The following is a 17,122-nucleotide window of genomic DNA, read 5'->3' as shown; positions in this document are numbered from 1 at the left end:
CACCTGTCCCGGAGGACCCACCCGCGCCTGACCACGAGGCGACGCTGGGCTCCGCGCCGGAACCCGAAGGCCCACCCGCCCCGAGCTGCGACGCGCTGTGCGGCGCACCTGTCCCGGAGGACCCACCCGCGCCTGACCACGAGGCGACGCTGGGCTCCGCGCCGGAACCCGAAGGCCCACCCGCCCCGAGCTGCGACGCGGTGCCGGACCCCGCGCCGATACCGGAAGGCTCAGCCGCCCCGGCCTGCGCCGCGGCACGGGACTGCCGACCGGCAGGGGGCTGCGGCTCGGTTCGTGGCGGCCGGCCGACAGGGGGCTGCGGCCCGGTCCCATGGCCACTCCCCGCACCCGCAGCCTCGCAGCCGGACCCGCTCGCAGCTCCCTCCACCTGCTCTTCGCCGCCCCCGAGCGCAAGCTTCCCCACCCACTCCGCCCCGAGCGCACACGCAGCCTCAGACACCGCGCCGCCGGTTACTCCGGCAGCCCCCGCCACCCACTCCGCGCCGCGATCACGTGCAGCCTCATGAACCCTCTCTGCGCCCGACGGATCCGCCGCCCGCGTACCCCCCGCACCCGCAGCCTCGCGCCCCGGCCCACACGCAGCCTGAACACCCGCAGCGTCGCGCTCCGACCCACGGGCACTCCCCGCGCCCGCAGCCTCGCCGTCAACACCCGCAGCGTCGTCCCCGGCTCCCCGCGCCGCCCCCTCCACCCGCTCCCCGCCGGAGCCACGCGCAGCGTCTCCCACTCGCCGCCCGCCGGGCTTATGCCCGGCCTCAGGTCCGTCCCGTGCCACCCCCGGTATTCGCGCAGCCCACGGTATGTGTACGGCACGTGGTCTTCGTCTCCCCCGTGTTCTCCGGAAGACCCCTCGGGTGACCCGTCGGAAGACACGCATGGTCCCACTGTCCGACGGATCCGCTCCGCCCGCGATGTGTGGTGTGCCACCCGGTGGAACCATCGTCCCGGTCCGGGGCGTTTCCCCATGTGTACGCAGCGTGGCCGTTCCCGGTGGCACGCGTGCGCGTGCTGATCAACGAGCGCCTCCCGCGCGTACTAAGGGGTCCGAGAGAAAGGCGGCTCCGTGGACCTGCTCGACATCCTGCTGTTGCTGGTGATCCTGGCCTACGCGGCGTCCGGCTACCGGCGTGGACTGGTGGCCGGCTGCGTCTCGCTGGCCGGTTTCGTGGGCGGCGCGGTGATCGGCGTATGGATCCTGCCGTGGATGATGGACCTGGTCACACCGGGTACGACGCAGGCGACCGTGACCGCGGTGCTCACGGTGCTGGTCCCGGCGGTGGTCGTGCACGAACTGGCGGGGCGGCTGGCGCTGCGGCTGCGCAGGGAGCTGGACCGGGGGCCGCTCAGGGTGGCCGACGGAGTCGGCGGGGCCGTGGCCAACTCGGTGGCCGTGCTGATCGTGGCGTGGGTGGCGGCGAGTGTCCTGGCCGCGTCCTCCTCCCCGCTGCTGTCGTCCGCGATCCGGGACTCCCGGCTGCTCGGGACGGTTCAGGACGCGATGCCGGACACCACACCCGCCTGGTTCTCACGGGCCACCTCCGCACTCACCCAGGCCGGCTTCCCACAGGTCTTCAACCCGTTCGAGAACGAGTCGACGGCCGAGGTCGCCAAGCCCACCGGCGACAGCGTCACCGCCGCCGCGACGAACGCCGCCAAGCTCAGCACCGTCAAGATCGAGGGCGTCTCGGGCACCCAGGGCCGCGAGGGCAGCGGCTTCGTCTACGCCCCGCGGCACGTGATGACCAACGCCCATGTGGTGGCCGGCATCGACGAGCCCGGCGTGCGGGTCGGCGGCGTCGGGCGGTCGTACGAGTCGCGGGTGGTGCTCTTCGACCCGCAGCGGGACGTGGCCGTGCTGTACGTGCCCGAGCTGCGCGCCCCCGTCCTGCGGTTCGACGACGCCGCCACCCGCGGCGACTCTGCGGTCGTGGCGGGCTACCCGGAGGACGGCGACCTGAACCTCCAGGCGGCGACGGTCGCGAACCGGGTGCAAGCAACGGGCCAGAACATCTACAACGACGAGACCGTCACCCGCGAGATCTACTCGATCCGCTCCACCGTCCGCCCCGGCAACTCCGGCGGCCCGCTGCTGACCACCGACGGCAAGGTGTTCGGCGTCGTCTTCGCCCGCTCCACCTCCGACGACGAGACCGGCTACGTCCTGACGGCGGCCGAGGTCGCCTCCGACGCCGAGCGCGCGGCGAACGCGACGGCGCCGGTGGACACGGGGGATCTCGTCACGTCGTGAAGGCGACGGACGGAAGGGCCCTTGACGGAACGTCAGAGACTGCGCCCCATGAGCACGTCGTCCACGTACTCCCCGCCCAGGAAGAACTCCTCGGGCTGCACTCCTTCCACCACGAACCCCTCGGACTCGTACAGCTTGCGGGCCGCGGCGTTGTGGCCGAGGACGCGCAGCGTGAGCCGGCGGGCACCCCTGCGCCGGGCCTCCTCGACCGCCGCCCGGATCAGCGCCCGCCCGACGCCCCGGCCCCGCGCCTCGTCGGCGACGGCGAGGCCCTGGATCTGCCGTACATGCGCGTTGGCCGCGAGCGGAGTGGGGAAACCGAGGCGGACATAGCCGACGACGCGGCGGTCCAGTTCGGCGACCAGGTGGTCCTCGGGGGCGTGGCGCTCGTCGAAGAACGGCGGGTAGGGCGGCCGCGGCTGCGGCGAGACCGCGTGCAGGGTCGACCACGTGCTGCGGTCGAGGAGGGACAGTTCCTCCTCGTCGTCCGGCAGGGCGACGCGTATGTACGGCGACTGGTGGGGCTGGGGCATGAGCGCCACCCTAAGACCCCGGCCCCGAAATCCGACGGGGGTTTTGTCGACGGGGGTTTTATGTGGTCGAAGGCAGGATGAAGTCATGGAACTTTCAAGAATTGCCGTGGCCGGCTCCTCCGGTCTCATCGGCAGCGCCCTCGTCCGGTCCCTGGTGGCCGACGGGCACGACGTGGTGCGGCTGGTGCGCCGTACGCCCAGGTCCCGGGACGAGGTGCGGTGGGATCCGGAAGGCGGGGCCGTGGACGCGGCGGGGCTCGCCGGATGCGACGCGGTGGTCAATCTGGCCGGGGCGAACGTGGGGTCGCGCCGCTGGACGGAGGCGTACAAGGCGAAGCTCCGGAGCGGCCGGGTGCTCGGCACGGCGGCACTCGCGGAGGCGATCGCCTCGCTGAAGCCGGAGCAGCGGCCACGGGTCTTCGTCAACGGCAGCGCGATCGGCTACTACGGCGAGACGGGCGAGCGCGCCGTCGACGAGAGCGCGCCGCCCGGGGAGGGCTTTCTGCCCTCGCTGGTGGTGGAGTGGGAAGGGGCCGCGGCACCCGCGCAGGAGGCGGGCGTCCGGACGGTGTTCCCGCGCACGGGGCTGGTGGTGGCCCGGCACGGCGGAGCCTGGGGGCGGCTGTTCCCGCTGTTCAAGGCCGGGCTCGGCGGCCGCATGGGGGACGGGCGGCAGTACTGGTCGTTCGTCTCGCTGCACGACGAGGTCGCGGCGATCCGGCATCTGATCGACACCGACGGCCTCTCGGGGCCGTTCAACGTGACCGCGCCGCAGCCGCTGACGAACCGTGAGATCACCGAGGCCATGGGGCGCGTACTGCACCGGCCGACACTCCTCACGGTTCCCGCACCGGTACTGCGGGCGGTGCTCGGCGAGATGGCGGGGGACGTCCTCGGCAGCCAACGGGTGCTGCCCACGCGGCTGCTGGAGTCGGGATTCACCTTCGCGTTCCCGGAGATCGAGGAGGCGATCCGGGCGGCTGCCGGGTAATGCGGGCAGCGGGAATTGCGGTAGCGGGTAAAGGGCGGCTCGGAGCGAGGTAAAGGAAGGCCCCGCACGGTGTCCGTATGCGACCACCGTGCGACCGTGCTCTGTCGATGCGCGACTGTTCCTGACCGATCACGGCCCTAACCTCGTGCCGAACTCGGGTATCCCCGGAGCCTGTTGGGGGCATGACGTCTCCACCGGCCGCGCAACCTCGAGGAGGGGCACGTGCTTGAGCCCGCGTACCAGGCGGACGTCGTCATCGTGGGAGCCGGGGTCGCCGGACTCTCCGCGGCGCATCGGCTGACCAGCGCAGGAGTAACAACCGCGGTACTGGAGGCCGCCCCTTACGCGGGCGGCCGCATGTCGACCGAGAAGGTCGACGGGTTCCGGCTCGACAGGATCGGGCAACTCCTGTCGACGTCGTACCCCGAACTACGCCTGACTCCAGGCCTCGACGCACTGGCGCTGAGCCCCTTCGCGCCAGGCGTACTGCTGCACAGCGACGGACGCCGGCATCGCGCGGGCGCGGTGGCGAACCCGACAAGCGCGAGGCGCGCAAGGGGCGCACTGCACGCCGTACGCGCCCTGGCGAGCGCCCCTCGGGCGGCGTCCGCGCGGGCGGTTCCGGGGCAGACGTCCATACCGAGGGTGCGCGCGGGCGCTCCGCTCGGCACCGCCGTCGACCAGGCCCGGCTCGGCGCCGCGCTCGCCCGCCTCGCCTCCGCGCCCGTCGAACGGCTGCTGGCCCGCCCGGAGTTGCCCGCCGCACAGGCCCTCGCGGCGCGGGGCGTCCCCGTGCGCACGATCGACAGCTTCCTACGGCCGCTGCTCGCCGCTCTGCTGTGCGACCCGGAGCTGACGACGTCCAGCCGGTGCGCCGATCTCGCCCTGCGCGCCTTCGCGAGCGGGCGGCTGTGCGTGCCCGAGGGCGGCGCCGAGGCGCTGCCGGAGCTGCTCGCGCGGGCGTTGCCGCCGGGCACCGTGCACACCGGCGTGCGGGTCACGTCGGTCGCCACGACGTCGGTGACCACCGCGGAGCACGGCGAGATACGGTGCCGGGCCGTCCTGCTGGCGACGGACGCACGGACCGCCGCCGACCTGCTGCCGGGGCTGCGCGTACCGGACTTCCACCCGGTGACGGTCGTCCACCACACGACGGACGAACCACCGGCGACCGGCGCCTCCCTGCTGCTCGACGCCGACCGCGGGGGCCCGGTCGCCCACACGGCGGTGACCAGCGAGGTCGACCCGACCCGCGCACCCGCGGGCCGGGCGCTGATCTCCTCGACGGTCCTGGGCACACCGCCGCCCGACATCGACACGGCCGTACGCATGCACCTGTCCCGCCTCTACGGCACCTCCACGGCCCGCTGGGAAACCCTCGCCGTTCACCACACCCCAGAAGCCGTCCCCGCGATGCGCCCACCGCACGACCTACGGCGCCCGGTACGCCTGCTGGCGGGCCTGTACGTCTGCGGCGACCACCGGGACACCAGCACGGTCCAGGGAGCCCTCCACTCGGCCCACCGCGCGGCGACGGCGATCCTGACGGATCTGGGCGCGGCGGGGTCCATGCACAGGGCGGAACCGTTACGAGCGGCAGCCTGAGCGCGCCGGGACACCCGCGCCCCCTCAGGGGCGCGGGGCTGTATCGATATGCGGCTCCGCCGCGGGGGCACGACAAGCCACAACGAAGCCGCACCAGGCATACACGAGTCGGAGCTACGGCGAGCCCCCTACCCCAGCGCCGCCACCTTGTCCCGATACCCCCGCACCGGCGCCGCATCCCGATACGGCTCCAACCTCCGCTCGAAGTCCTTGACGTACTCAACGGCCCGCACGGACCGCATCTCCGCGGCCTGCCCGGCGGCTTCGGCGCCCAGCGCACAGGCCTGATCGAGCTCCCCGAGACCAAGCCGCGCGGAGGCGAGGACGACCCGGCAGAACAGTCGGCTACGGGCATACACAGCGGAGCGCAACTGCAGCGCCCGCTCCGCATGCTGCGCCGCCGCCCGGAACTGCTGCAGATCCCGGTGGCAGTGCCCGAACTCGTCGGCGAGCTGCGCCTCGTCGAAGAACCGCGCCCAGTACGGCACGTCATCACCGGGCCGGGCGGCCTCGAGGGCGCGCTCGGCCCGCACGAGGGACGCCGTGCAGGCGCGCACCTCGCCCAGTACGCCGTGCCCGCGCGCCTCGCACGCGTGCAGCAGGGCTTGGACGACCGGCGGTGCGCTGGTGCCCACCCCCTGCTGGGCCACACGCGCGAGCTGGACGGCCTCTCGGCCGTGCCCGAGGTAGACGGCCTGGCGGCTCATCGTGACGAGGACGTAGGAGCCGTACGCCCGGTCCCCCGCCGCCTGCGCGAGCCGCAGCGACTGCACGAAGTAGCGCTGCGCGAGACCGTGCGCCGCGATGTCGTACGACGTCCAGCCCGCGAGCCTCGTCAGGTCCGCGGCGGCCGCGAACAGCTTGCGGCCGGTCTGTTCGCCGTAGGTGCCGCGCAGCATCGGCTCGCACTCGTGCTCCAGGTACCGCACGAGGGCCTGCCGGGCGTGGCCGCCGCCGTACATGTCGTCGAGGGAGCGGAACAGCTCGCCGACCGAGCGCAGCGCGGCGATGTCGCCGCCGGTGACCTTCTGGCCGGGACCGCGCTCGGCCTGGCCGCGCTGGCGGGGTACGGCGGCGCGGCCCTGGGCCGGGATGCGGGCGACGGGCTCTCCGCGGGCGACCTTCTCGTCGGCGCGGCCGATCAGCCAGTCCCGGCTGGGCACGACGAGACCGGCCGGGGTGAAGGCGATCTTGCGCAGCTCGGCGTGGCTGCCGGAGTCCTTGCGCCACAGGCCGCTGACGATGTCGACGGCCTCCTCGGGCGTCGCGGCGAACTCCAGGCCCGCGTACACGGGCGCACAGGCGTCCAGGCCGAGGTCCTGGGCGGTGAGCCGGCGGCCGAGGCGGCGGGTGAAGACCTCGGCGATGAGGGCGGGGGTCGTGCCGCGCGGCTGCTGCCCGCGCAGCCAGCGGGTGACCGATGTCTTGTCGTATCTGAGATCAAGCCCGTGTTCGAGGCCGAGCTGGTCCACCCGGCGGGCGAGACCCGCGTTGGAGAATCCCGCTTCTGCGATGAGCGCGGCGAGCTGGCGGTTGGGAGTGCGCTGCGCGGGTCGTTCCGTCATCTGCGGTGCGGTCTCCTGCCTTTCGGGCCTCGCGGACGAGTTCGGCCGCCGAGTGCCCGGATTGCCGGTGAGCTGCCCTTTTGGCCTCTCGAACGGCGCGAATGTAGCGGAGAGTAAGCAGCCGATCGCACATTTCCCCACCCATTCATCCGATCGTGTGAGGATTGCCGTATCGGGCTGACGCGGGGCCGGGAGGCGTCACCCGATCGAGCCGGTCGTACAGTGGCGTGGGCACGCTTTGTGCCTTACGACCTTCCAGGGCTGCCAAGGAGGCTGGCCGTGAGTGAATTGCGGTTCGTCCGCATGGGATTCGGCGCGGACGCCGTCGAGTACCAGGAGGCGTGGGACGAGCAGCGCCGGGTGCACGCGGCGCGGTTCGAGGACGAGATCCCCGACACCGTCCTGCTGCTCGAACACCCTCCGGTGTACACGGCGGGCCGGCGCACGGCGGACAACGAGCGCCCCCTGGACGGCACGCCGGTCATCGACGTGGACCGCGGCGGCAAGATCACCTGGCACGGCCCGGGCCAGCTGGTGGGCTACCCCATCCAGAAGCTGCCGCGTCCGGTGGACGTCGTGGCGCACGTACGGCGCCTGGAGGAGGCCCTGATCCGCACCTGCGCGGAGTTCGGCCTGGAGACCACGCGCGTGGAGGGCCGGAGCGGGGTGTGGGTCCTGGGCGACCCGGTCGAGCAGCGTCCGGCGCTCGGCGGTCTGTCTCTGGACTTCGACCCCCGGCTGCAGGACGAGGAGTTCGACCCGCGCCTGAACGGCCCGGAGTACGCGCCGTCCAACGCCGGCCAGCGGCGCGAGGACCGCAAGATCGCGGCGATCGGGATCCGGGTCGCGAAGGGCGTGACGATGCACGGCTTCGCGCTGAACGTGAACCCGGACAACAAGTGGTTCGACAAGATCATCCCGTGCGGCATCCGGGACGCCGGCGTCGCCTCCCTCGCGGGCGAGCTCGGCCGGGACGTCACGATCGACGAGGTGCTGCCGGTCGTGGAGCGGCACCTGCGGGACGTACTGCAGAACGCGGACCTGAGGCCGCGGGAGATCGAGAAGACCCCGGCCGCCTGACTCCTCGGGGTGTCTCGCCCCCGCCGCCCCTACCCGTCCCATCCTCCAGGGGCTCCGCCCCTTCAACCCCGCCAGGGGGCTCCGCCCCCTGGACCCCCGCTCCTCAAACGCCGGAGGGGCTGGATTCAGCCCGTCCGGCGTTTGAGGACAAGGCCCCTTCAGGGCCGAAGCGGGGGTCTGGGGGCGGCAGCCCCCAGGGACGGGACGGGTAGGGGCGGCGGGGGCGGGAAAAGGCGAGGCCCACGCAGACGGCCGCGCAGGAATGCACCCGCGTTCCGCAAGGTTGCCCAGCCCGGGGGCGCACAACGCACGGGCGTACCCTGGTGTACGCCGAAGAATCGAAGCTACAGGGAGCCGACGTGTCCGCAGTCACACCCGACGGACGCAAGATGCTGCGCCTGGAGGTCCGCAACAGCCAGACCCCCATCGAGCGCAAGCCCGAGTGGATCAAGACCCGGGCGAAAATGGGCCCCGAGTACACGAAGATGCAGAACCTCGTGAAGAGCGAGGGCCTCCACACGGTCTGCCAGGAAGCCGGCTGCCCCAACATCTACGAGTGCTGGGAGGACCGCGAGGCGACCTTCCTCATCGGCGGCGACCAGTGCACCCGGCGCTGCGACTTCTGCCAGATCGACACCGGCAAGCCCGAGGCGCTCGACCGCGACGAGCCGCGCCGCGTCGGCGAGTCCGTGGTCACCATGGACCTGAACTACGCCACCATCACCGGCGTCGCCCGCGACGACCTGGAGGACGGCGGTGCCTGGCTGTACGCGGAGACGGTCCGCCAGATCCACCAGCAGACCGCGCAGCGCGAGGGCGGCCACACCAAGGTCGAGCTGCTCGCCCCGGACTTCAACGCCGTACCGGAGTTGCTGCGCGAGGTCTTCGAGTCCCGCCCCGAGGTCTTCGCGCACAACGTCGAGACGGTGCCCCGGATCTTCAAGCGCATCCGCCCCGGCTTCCGCTACGAGCGCTCCCTGAAGGTCATCACCGACGCCCGTGACTTCGGCCTGGTGACCAAGTCCAACCTGATCCTCGGCATGGGCGAGACCCGCGAGGAGGTCAGCGAGGCGCTGCGGCAGCTGCACGACGCGGGCTGCGAGCTGGTCACCATCACGCAGTACCTGCGCCCGTCCGTCCGCCACCACCCCGTGGAGCGCTGGGTCAAGCCGCAGGAGTTCGTGGAGCTGAAGGAGGAGGCCGAGCAGATCGGCTTCTCCGGGGTGATGTCCGGGCCGCTCGTCCGGTCGTCCTACCGTGCCGGCCGGCTGTACCGGATGGCGATTGAGAAGCGAGGCACATACGTCGCCTCGCAGGCCGTCTGAGCTTTCCCGCGTACCCCCTTCCGATGGCACCCAGTGCCAATCGGCCCGTGTGAATCTGCGCACAAGCGCTTACCGCCCAGTAGTGCCGAGTGACGCGGTCCTGGGGCGTCCCCGCAGATGGGGAGGCCATCAGGGCCGCGTCAAGGTTTTCCCGGCACGAATCAAGGCTTCATTGGTGTTTGACCGGTCGGTCACGCCCTGGTAACACCAATCAGTGACACTGGTTTTACACCCTGTGCACCGCTCACCCGAGCCGCCGATCCCGAGGGGGGACCTCCACCATGCAGGCCGCGCCGGTTCGCGCCACCGCCATCCCGTCCTTCACCACTGCACTCCGTGCCGTCGAGTCCCTGCTCATGAGCAGTGGCCAGCGCACCGCCCGCCGCAACGCCTGGACCTCCGTGCTGGAGGACCGCCGCCGAGCCAAGGACCGGGTCGAGGCACAGCGCGTCCTGGAGCAGGTCACCTCCGTCCGCCCCTGAGACACTGCCGTCGTCGGCGCCTCCGGGGCCACGTAGACTTCGTGGCATGGCGAGGAAGGACACGGCAGCGGACGCTGCGAACCCCGGGCGACTGAAGCAGATCGCTCTGACCTACAAGATGACCCGCAGGGCCGACAAGAAGATCGGCCTTGTACTCGCGGCAGTCGGAATCGTCACCTTCGGTGTCTTCCTCGCGATCGGTTTCTTGATCGGTCACCCCATCTATCTCGGCATCCTGGGCCTCCTGCTCGCCTTCCTCGCGACGGCGATCGTGTTCGGGCGCCGGGCCGAGCGGGCCGCCTTCGGGCAGATGGAGGGCCAGCCGGGCGCCGCCGCGGCCGTGCTCGACAATGTCGGCCGGGGGTGGACGACGACCCCCGCGGTGGCGATGAACCGCAGCCAGGACGTGGTCCACCGGGCCGTCGGCAAGGCCGGCATCGTGCTGGTCGCCGAGGGCAACCCGAACCGGGTGAAGAGCCTGCTGGCCGCCGAGAAGAAGAAGATGAACCGCATCGTCGCGGACGTGCCGGTGCACGATCTGATCGTCGGCACGGGCGAGGGGCAGGTCGAGCTGAAGAAGCTGCGGACCACCATGCTGAAGCTGCCGCGCGTGCTGACCGGTCCCCAGGTGACCGCCACCAACGACCGGCTGCGGGCCCTGGGCGACCTGATGAGCAACATGCCGTTGCCCAAGGGACCGATGCCCAAGGGCATGAAGCTGCCGAAGGGCGGCCCGAAGGCCCGCTGATCTCCCTCGTACGAGAAAGGGGGCGCCCGGAGTCATCTCCGGGCGCCCCCTTCGTCGTATGCGAAGAAGCCGGCCCTTGGTCGCTTGGGAAAGTCGGCCCGTCGTCGTATGCGAAGAGGCCGGCCTTCGTCGTATGTGAAGAAGCCGGCCGTCAGATCCGGACCTCGACCGTGCCGGCCAGCCGGTCGTGCAGGCCGCGGCCGTCGCGGTCCCAGATCAGGGCAGGGATGGCGAGGCACAGCAGGGCCGTGCGCAGCAGGGCGCGCAGCGGGTTGACGGTGCCGGTCTCCAGGGTGACCACGCGGAGCCCGAAGAGGCGCTTACCCGGAGTGAAGCCGACGGTGCCTACGGTCAGGGCGCTCATCAGGAAGAAGACGAGCAGGGCCCAGTTGCTGGTCGCCTGGCCGTAACCGTCGGTGATAAGACCGTATGCGATCAAGAGGCCGATTCCCCAGTCGACGGCGATGGCACCGAGCCGTCGTCCGGGGCGGGCGATCGACCCCGGCCCCTCCTCCGGCAGACCGAGCTGCTGACCCCGGTATCCAAAGTCGACACCGGCTTCCTCGGCCGCCGCGCGGGGCCCCGAGAGCCAGGATCCGATTGCTTGCCTCTTGTCCACGTGCCCACCGTACTGTGCCCGTTTTGCGATGTGGACAGGTGGGGTGAGGTACGGGATGTCCGGTTAACGTGTGCGAAACAAATGGGTCACGCCCGAGAAATCACCCGTCCCTAGGGTCGAGGTCAGCGTGTGCCACCGCACTGGCCGCACGAACGAACTACCACCCCGGCACGGGAACGGCTGGGAGTAGGAGGAGCTGGATGTTCCAGAACGCCGACGAGGCCAAGAAGTTCATCGCGGACGAGGACGTCAAGTTCGTCGACGTCCGGTTCTGCGACCTGCCGGGCGTCATGCAGCACTTCACGGTGCCCGTCGAGGCGTTCGACCCGGACGAGGAGCTCGCCTTCGACGGATCGTCGATCCGTGGCTTCCAGGCCATTCACGAGTCCGACATGGCGCTGCGCGCGGACCTGTCGACCGCCCGGGTCGACCCGTTCCGCCGTGACAAGACCCTCAACATCAACTTCTTCATCCACGACCCGATCACGGGCGAGCAGTACTCCCGTGACCCGCGCAACGTGGCGAAGAAGGCCGAGGCCTACCTCGCCTCCACCGGTATCGCGGACACCGCGTACTTCGGTCCGGAGGCCGAGTTCTACGTCTTCGACAGCGTGCGTTTCGCCACGTCGTCGAACGAGTCCTTCTACCACATCGACTCCGAGGCGGGCGCCTGGAACACCGGTGCCCTCGAGGACAACCGTGGTTACAAGGTCCGCTACAAGGGCGGCTACTTCCCGGTCCCGCCGGTCGACCACTTCGCCGACCTGCGTGCCGAGATCTCCCTGGAGCTGGAGGCCGCCGGCCTGAAGGTCGAGCGCCAGCACCACGAGGTGGGCACCGCCGGCCAGGCCGAGATCAACTACAAGTTCAACACGCTGCTCGCCGCGGCCGACGACCTCCAGCTCTTCAAGTACATCGTGAAGAACGTCGCCTGGCGCAACGGCAAGACGGCGACCTTCATGCCGAAGCCGATCTTCGGTGACAACGGCTCGGGCATGCACGTCCACCAGTCGCTGTGGACCGGCGGCCAGCCGCTCTTCTACGACGAGGCCGGCTACGCGGGCCTGTCGGACACCGCCCGCTACTACATCGGCGGCATCCTCAGGCACGCCCCGTCGCTGCTCGCCTTCACCAACCCGACGGTGAACTCGTACCACCGTCTGGTGCCGGGCTTCGAGGCGCCGATCAACCTGGTGTACTCGCAGCGCAACCGCTCCGCCGCGATGCGTATCCCGATCACGGGTTCGAACCCGAAGGCCAAGCGCGTCGAGTTCCGCGCGCCCGACTCCTCCGGAAACCCGTACCTGGCCTTCTCGGCCCTGCTGCTGGCCGGCCTGGACGGCATCAAGAACAAGATCGAGCCGGCCGAGCCGATCGACAAGGACCTGTACGAGCTGGCTCCCGAGGAGCACGCGAACGTCGCCCAGGTCCCGACCTCCCTCCCGGCCGTCCTCGACTCCCTCGAGGCCGACCACGAGTTCCTCCTCCAGGGCGACGTGTTCACGCCGGACCTGATCGAGACGTGGATCGACTACAAGCGCACGAACGAGATCGCGCCGCTGCAGCTTCGTCCGCACCCGCACGAGTTCGAGCTCTACTTCGACGTGTGATCGGCACCTGACCGGTCTCGCGCCGAGGCTTACGCCCGCGCCCCCGCTGTTGTACCGACAGCGGGGGCGCGGGCGTATGTTCTATTCTGCTGCTGATGAGACCACACGGGGGTGGACGGGACATGCCCGAGCGCGAACACGACGACCAGGAGCACGAGTTCGACCTGAAGTGGGCGGACAACGCCGAGCACAAGGAGCCCTCGGCCCGGGCCCGTATGCTCGCCGCGCGCTGGAAGGAGAACCCGCCCGGTCCGGTGCCGTTCCGGGCCGAGCCCGATCATGTGGCGCGGCGGCAGCGGCGCTCGAGCTGGGTGTCCACGGCGATCGTCCTGGGCTGCGTCGCGGGGGTGATCGTGCTGCTGGGCTACATCAACTTCCGTACGTACTGAGACCACGTACTGGGACCCCGCACTGAGCCCGTGGCCTTTGCTGGTCCTAGGGTCGATCACAACCCGTTCATGGGCGTCGCCGGGTGCACACTGGGCAGTGGGACGAGTGCCTGAGTGCGCGGGGTGATGCGAGATGCAGAGCCGCTTCAGGAGTGATCGGCGGTTGACCGCCCGCATGGGCGTCACGCTTTTTCTCCTCGGTTTGCTGTACGTGGGGTTCGTCGCCGCGTTGATCGTGCTGCTGAAGTCCTGGGTGCTGGTCGTGGTCGTGGCGGCCGGACTGCTGGGGGCCCAGTACTGGTTCTCCGACCGGGTCGCGCTCTTCGCGATGCGCGGCCGGGTCGTGGAGCGGGAGGAGTATCCCGAGCTGCACGGGGTCGTCGACCGGTTGTCCGCCCTCGCCGACATGCCGAAGCCCGTGGTCGCCGTGTCGGACATGGATATGCCGAACGCGTTCGCCACCGGGCGGAATCCCGATCATGCCGTCGTCTGTGTGACCACCGGGCTGCTGCGCCGGCTGGAGCCGGACGAGCTGGAGGGGGTGCTCGCGCACGAGCTGTCCCATGTGGCGCACAAGGACGTCGCCGTGATCACGGTCGCCTCGTTCCTCGGCGTGATCGCGGGGCTGATCGTGCGGTTCGCCTTCTACTCGCAGCTGTTCGGCGGCGGACGCCGGGACCAGAACACCGCCGTCGTCTTCGCCGCCGTGATGGGCGTGTCGGCGGCCGTGTACGCGATCAGCTTCCTGCTGATCCGGGCCCTGTCCCGGTACCGGGAGCTGGCCGCCGACCGGGCCGCGGCCCTGCTCACCGGGCGGCCCTCGGTGCTGGCGTCGGCGCTCACGAAGGTCTCCGGCGACATCGCCCGGATCCCGACCAAGGACCTGCGGACCGCGCAGGCCTTCAACGCCTTCTACTTCACTCCGGCACTGGGCCGCGAGCCCGGCATCGCGCACCTCTTCTCGACCCACCCGAGCCTTGAGCAGCGGCTCGACCAACTGGGGCGGATCTCCGCCGAGTTGGGCGAGGCGACGGCTCCCGGAGGGGCGTGAGCATGGGGTTGCTGGACATTCTGCTCGGTCGTACGAAACCGGTCGCGCCCGATCTCGACCAGCTCTTCGCGCTGCCGTCGGCGGCGGTGACGCTGGAGGCGGCGGCCGGCTTCCGGCCGACCGGGAGCGGGGCGGTGTGCTTCGCCGCGGTCGAGGGCGCGGCCTTCGAGCAGACGCACCGCGAGGTCCAGGCGCTGCTCGACGCGGACGCCGAGCGCGAGGGCCGGCCGGTGGAGCTGACCCGGGACGGCTACGGCTACTCGTGGCTGGTCTCCCGGCGCACCCCCGAGCAGTTGCCGGAGCTGGTCAACGATCTGCACGCGGTGAACAGCGCGATGGAGGTCAACGGCTTCGGCCCGCAGCTTCTGTGCTCCCTGGCCGGCTTCGAGGACGACGGGGGCAGGCGGCTCGCCCTCGTCTACCTCTACAAACGCGGTACCTTCTTTCCCTTCGCGCCGCTGCCCGGCAGGGCGGAACGGCGCGACAACCCGCTGGAACTGCGGGTGAAGGCCGCCCTCACGAACGACCTGCGGATCGAGCAGGACCTGAACCGCTGGTTCCCGGTCTGGGGTGCCCCCGGCCTGTGACCGGAGGCACCCGGTTACCAGCGGGGCCAGCCTCACTTGCTCTTCTCGCGCTCCTGACGACGGGCCTCCAGGGGACGCTCTCGGCGGTAGCGGCGCTCCCACTTGGCCTGCATGTCACGGCGGTCGCGGTAGGCGCGGTAGTCCGCGGGCATGGGCCCTCCCGACGAGGACCCTCCCCCGGCTCCGCCGCCCGTCGCGGAGGAGCCCCGGCCGTACTGCAGGTACAGGAACAGCACGGCGACGGCGGCCAGCCAGTAGACGTGGTTTCCGAATCCAAGGATCACCAGGACGACAGTCCCGGACATGACGATGGTGCCCATCACGGGCCTCCGTGAGCGTGGGTTGTTTCTGGATCTCGAGCGGTGATCGATGAACGTGATCGATGAGCGGTGACCGATGTCCCGACGGGGCGCTGGGGGATGGGCGACCGTCCGTCGGTGCGTAGAGAGTAGCCCCGAGTCCGCAGGGTGACGCCTGCCCTGCGAGAAGCGGCGTGAACTGCTCCGTTACGCGTGTCCAGGGTAGGGAGCCGGTCACGCGGCGTGCATCTCCTTTTCCCGGGGCCCGAGTTGTGTGCGTGAATGGGGCGCATGACCGAGCTCTCCTCTTTCACATACGCCTGCGACGGTGAACTGCTCAGCGGGGTGTACGGCGATGACGGCGGCGGACGGGAATCGGCCACCGTCGTGCTGCTGCACGGGGCGGGCAACGGCAGCAAGGAGCGGTCGGTGCCCCTGCTGGCGGAGTTCGTGGCACGCGGCTGCCGCGGGCTGGCGTTCGACTTCTCGGGCCACGGCGAAAGCACCAGCGAGTTGCGGGAGTTGAGCCTGCGGCGGCGCTTCGAGCAGGCGGTCGCGGTCATCGACGCACACGTGCCGGACGGCGGTCCGCTGATTCTGGTCGGCTTCAGCATGAGCGGACAGACCGTGGCGGACCTCGTCGGGCACTACGGGGCACGGGTGGCGGCGGTGGGCCTGTGCGCGCCGGCCGTCTACGCGCGGGAGGCCTGGGACGTCCCCTTCGGGGAGGGGGACGGGCGGTTCAGCGAGATCATCCGCCGGCCGGACGGCTGGCGTGCGGCACCCGCGCTGGACGTATTGCGGGCGTACGAGGGGCGGGCGGTGCTCGCGGTGCCGGGGACGGACGCGGTCATCCCGCCGGCCGTCACGGAGGCGGTGCAGGACGCGCTGGCCGCCCGCGCGCAGTTCAGCCGCTTCGACGTACCGGACGCGGAGCACATGCTGGGGCTGTGGTTCCAGGAACACGCCGAGGACCGGCGGGAGTTCGTGACGGCGATGCTGACCGGCCTGGGTGACCAGGGGTGGACGGCCACCCGGTCGTGGCTGGCCAAGCAGCTCCCCGAGGGGCGGACGGTCGCCCGCACCGCCTTCGCGAAGGGCGGGTGGAGCTCGCAGATGCGGCGGCTCACCCTCGACGACGGCACGGAGCTCGCGCTGCGTACGTTCGTAAAGCCCTTCTTCCGCGGGCACGCACCCGGCCTGCTGAGCCGCGAGGCGTCGATCCTCACCTTGCTCGCCGCCCACGACCACATTCCCGCCCCGCGGTTGATCGCCGTGGACGCCACCGCCGAGCACTGCGACCACCCGTCGCTGCTGATGTCCCTGCTGCCGGGCCGGGTGCGGGTCGACGAGGAGGAACTGGACCGTCGCCTGGACCTCCTCGCGGCTCAGCTCGCCTGGATCCACCGGGTCGTACCGCAGGAGCGCCCGCGGACGTACCAGGCGTGGACGTCCCCCGACCGGGTGCGGACGCCGGGCGGCGCGCTCTGGGAACGGGCCGTGGACGTGATCCGCGCCGAGCCCCCTGCCTATGACGGCTGCTTCCTGCATCGGGACTACCACCCCGGTAACGTGCTGTTCAGCGGCGCGGGCGCGGAGCTGCGGATCAGCGGCGTCGTCGACTGGGTGGAGACGTCATGGGGCCCGGCCGACCTCGACGTCGCCCACTGCTCCACGGCACTGGCACTCCTGCACGGCCCGGAGCACGGGCTCGGCTTCCGCGACCGGTACGAGGCACACGGCGGACGCCGCCTCGCCGACACCGGCGACCACCTGTACTGGCGACTGCTCGACGCCCTCGCCTACTCCCCCGATGCCGCGAAGCTCGCGGGGCCGTGGCGTGAGCTGGGGCGGACGGATCTGACACCTCAGGTACTGGGCGAGCGGTTGACGGCGTATGTCGGCGGACTGCTGGAGCGGTACGGCTGACGGGGCCGGGGAGCCGCGCCGGCCCCGCCGGAGTCGTACG

The 17,122-nt window shown here is 71.1% G+C and carries 16 protein-coding genes; 12 read left to right on the top strand and 4 right to left on the bottom strand.

Annotation, left to right across the window (positions count from 1 at the left end; translation table 11 throughout):
- Nucleotides 1–1,084: 1,084 nt before the first annotated feature.
- Nucleotides 1,085–2,269, top strand: a complete 1,185-nt coding sequence (locus tag ACZ7L6_RS19990; protein WP_471925587.1) for a MarP family serine protease — start codon at nt 1,085–1,087, stop codon at nt 2,267–2,269.
- A 32-nt stretch (nt 2,270–2,301) separates the two neighbouring features.
- Here the strand turns inward: ACZ7L6_RS19990 and ACZ7L6_RS19985 are convergent, their stop codons facing one another.
- A complete protein-coding gene (locus ACZ7L6_RS19985; protein ID WP_471925585.1) occupies nt 2,302–2,802 on the bottom strand; it encodes a GNAT family N-acetyltransferase in 501 nt (166 codons plus the stop codon).
- An 85-nt stretch (nt 2,803–2,887) separates the two neighbouring features.
- Here ACZ7L6_RS19985 and ACZ7L6_RS19980 point away from each other — a divergent pair, with 85 nt between their 5' ends.
- Both ACZ7L6_RS19980 and ACZ7L6_RS19975 read left to right on the top strand, forming a co-directional pair.
- Nucleotides 2,888–3,793: a TIGR01777 family oxidoreductase gene (locus ACZ7L6_RS19980; protein WP_471925583.1), complete on the top strand. Its 906-nt coding sequence runs from the start codon at nt 2,888–2,890 to the stop codon at nt 3,791–3,793.
- A gap of 222 nt (nt 3,794–4,015) precedes the next feature.
- Nucleotides 4,016–5,398: an NAD(P)/FAD-dependent oxidoreductase gene (locus tag ACZ7L6_RS19975; RefSeq protein WP_471925581.1), complete on the top strand. Its 1,383-nt coding sequence runs from the start codon at nt 4,016–4,018 to the stop codon at nt 5,396–5,398.
- A 128-nt stretch (nt 5,399–5,526) separates the two neighbouring features.
- Here ACZ7L6_RS19975 and ACZ7L6_RS19970 read toward each other — a convergent pair whose 3' ends face one another.
- Nucleotides 5,527–6,963 (bottom strand): regulator, encoded by a 1,437-nt coding sequence (locus ACZ7L6_RS19970; RefSeq protein ID WP_471925579.1) that lies wholly within the window; start codon nt 6,961–6,963, stop codon nt 5,527–5,529.
- Nucleotides 6,964–7,242: 279 nt separating this feature from the next.
- Here ACZ7L6_RS19970 and lipB point away from each other — a divergent pair, with 279 nt between their 5' ends.
- The 4 genes from lipB (at nt 7,243) to ACZ7L6_RS19950 (ending at nt 10,598) form a co-directional block, all read left to right on the top strand.
- On the top strand, nt 7,243–8,043 hold the full coding sequence (gene lipB, locus ACZ7L6_RS19965; protein WP_471925577.1) for a lipoyl(octanoyl) transferase LipB: 801 nt from the start codon (nt 7,243–7,245) through the stop codon (nt 8,041–8,043).
- 359 nt (nt 8,044–8,402) lie between these two features.
- Nucleotides 8,403–9,368, top strand: a complete 966-nt coding sequence (gene lipA / locus ACZ7L6_RS19960) for a lipoyl synthase (protein WP_471925575.1) — start codon at nt 8,403–8,405, stop codon at nt 9,366–9,368.
- Between the two features lie 281 nt (nt 9,369–9,649).
- Nucleotides 9,650–9,850 (top strand): SCO2195 family GlnR-regulated protein, encoded by a 201-nt coding sequence (locus ACZ7L6_RS19955; RefSeq protein WP_433039243.1) that lies wholly within the window; start codon nt 9,650–9,652, stop codon nt 9,848–9,850.
- Nucleotides 9,851–9,896: 46 nt separating this feature from the next.
- On the top strand, nt 9,897–10,598 hold the full coding sequence (locus tag ACZ7L6_RS19950) for a DUF4191 domain-containing protein (RefSeq protein WP_471925573.1): 702 nt from the start codon (nt 9,897–9,899) through the stop codon (nt 10,596–10,598).
- A gap of 151 nt (nt 10,599–10,749) precedes the next feature.
- Here the strand turns inward: ACZ7L6_RS19950 and ACZ7L6_RS19945 are convergent, their stop codons facing one another.
- Nucleotides 10,750–11,217: an RDD family protein gene (locus ACZ7L6_RS19945; RefSeq protein ID WP_471925571.1), complete on the bottom strand. Its 468-nt coding sequence runs from the start codon at nt 11,215–11,217 to the stop codon at nt 10,750–10,752.
- Nucleotides 11,218–11,417: 200 nt separating this feature from the next.
- Here ACZ7L6_RS19945 and glnA point away from each other — a divergent pair, with 200 nt between their 5' ends.
- The 4 genes from glnA to pspAB all read left to right on the top strand — a co-directional run bounded on the left by glnA (nt 11,418) and on the right by pspAB (nt 14,854).
- On the top strand, nt 11,418–12,827 hold the full coding sequence (glnA, locus tag ACZ7L6_RS19940; protein ID WP_471925569.1) for a type I glutamate--ammonia ligase: 1,410 nt from the start codon (nt 11,418–11,420) through the stop codon (nt 12,825–12,827).
- A gap of 122 nt (nt 12,828–12,949) precedes the next feature.
- The gene (locus ACZ7L6_RS19935; protein ID WP_471925567.1) at nt 12,950–13,216 is read left to right on the top strand and encodes an SCO2583/SCO2584 N-terminal domain-containing protein; all 267 of its coding nucleotides are present in this window, start codon (nt 12,950–12,952) and stop codon (nt 13,214–13,216) included.
- 133 nt (nt 13,217–13,349) lie between these two features.
- A complete protein-coding gene (htpX, locus tag ACZ7L6_RS19930; RefSeq protein WP_471925565.1) occupies nt 13,350–14,267 on the top strand; it encodes a zinc metalloprotease HtpX in 918 nt (305 codons plus the stop codon).
- A gap of 2 nt (nt 14,268–14,269) precedes the next feature.
- Nucleotides 14,270–14,854 (top strand): PspA-associated protein PspAB, encoded by a 585-nt coding sequence (gene pspAB, locus ACZ7L6_RS19925; protein ID WP_471925563.1) that lies wholly within the window; start codon nt 14,270–14,272, stop codon nt 14,852–14,854.
- A gap of 32 nt (nt 14,855–14,886) precedes the next feature.
- On the opposite strand, the gene ACZ7L6_RS19920 is transcribed toward pspAB, so the two are convergent.
- A complete protein-coding gene (locus ACZ7L6_RS19920; RefSeq protein ID WP_471925561.1) occupies nt 14,887–15,174 on the bottom strand; it encodes a hypothetical protein in 288 nt (95 codons plus the stop codon).
- Between the two features lie 261 nt (nt 15,175–15,435).
- On the opposite strand from ACZ7L6_RS19920, the gene ACZ7L6_RS19915 reads away from it, so the two are divergent.
- Entirely contained in the window at nt 15,436–17,082 is a 1,647-nt protein-coding gene (locus tag ACZ7L6_RS19915) for an alpha/beta fold hydrolase (protein WP_471925559.1), read from the top strand.
- Nucleotides 17,083–17,122 lie beyond the last annotated feature (40 nt).

The organism is Streptomyces sp. NPDC107522, assembly GCF_055657525.1.
The sequence above is the reverse complement of the archived record's forward strand: the minus strand, read 5'-3'. Positions and strand labels throughout refer to the sequence as shown.

Excerpts from the sequence above, each read along its gene's own strand:
- pspAB (WP_471925563.1), top strand. The coding sequence starts at position 14,270 with ATGGGGTTGCTGGACATTCTGCTCGGTCGTACGAAACCGGTCGCGCCC.
- ACZ7L6_RS19950 (WP_471925573.1), top strand. The coding sequence starts at position 9,897 with ATGGCGAGGAAGGACACGGCAGCGGACGCTGCGAACCCCGGGCGACTG.
- ACZ7L6_RS19985 (WP_471925585.1), bottom strand. The coding sequence starts at position 2,802 with ATGCCCCAGCCCCACCAGTCGCCGTACATACGCGTCGCCCTGCCGGAC.
- glnA (WP_471925569.1), top strand. The coding sequence starts at position 11,418 with ATGTTCCAGAACGCCGACGAGGCCAAGAAGTTCATCGCGGACGAGGAC.
- ACZ7L6_RS19935 (WP_471925567.1), top strand. The coding sequence starts at position 12,950 with ATGCCCGAGCGCGAACACGACGACCAGGAGCACGAGTTCGACCTGAAG.
- ACZ7L6_RS19920 (WP_471925561.1), bottom strand. The coding sequence starts at position 15,174 with ATGGGCACCATCGTCATGTCCGGGACTGTCGTCCTGGTGATCCTTGGA.
- ACZ7L6_RS19980 (WP_471925583.1), top strand. The coding sequence starts at position 2,888 with ATGGAACTTTCAAGAATTGCCGTGGCCGGCTCCTCCGGTCTCATCGGC.
- ACZ7L6_RS19970 (WP_471925579.1), bottom strand. The coding sequence starts at position 6,963 with ATGACGGAACGACCCGCGCAGCGCACTCCCAACCGCCAGCTCGCCGCG.
- ACZ7L6_RS19915 (WP_471925559.1), top strand. The coding sequence starts at position 15,436 with ATGGGGCGCATGACCGAGCTCTCCTCTTTCACATACGCCTGCGACGGT.
- htpX (WP_471925565.1), top strand. The coding sequence starts at position 13,350 with ATGCAGAGCCGCTTCAGGAGTGATCGGCGGTTGACCGCCCGCATGGGC.
- ACZ7L6_RS19955 (WP_433039243.1), top strand. The coding sequence starts at position 9,650 with ATGCAGGCCGCGCCGGTTCGCGCCACCGCCATCCCGTCCTTCACCACT.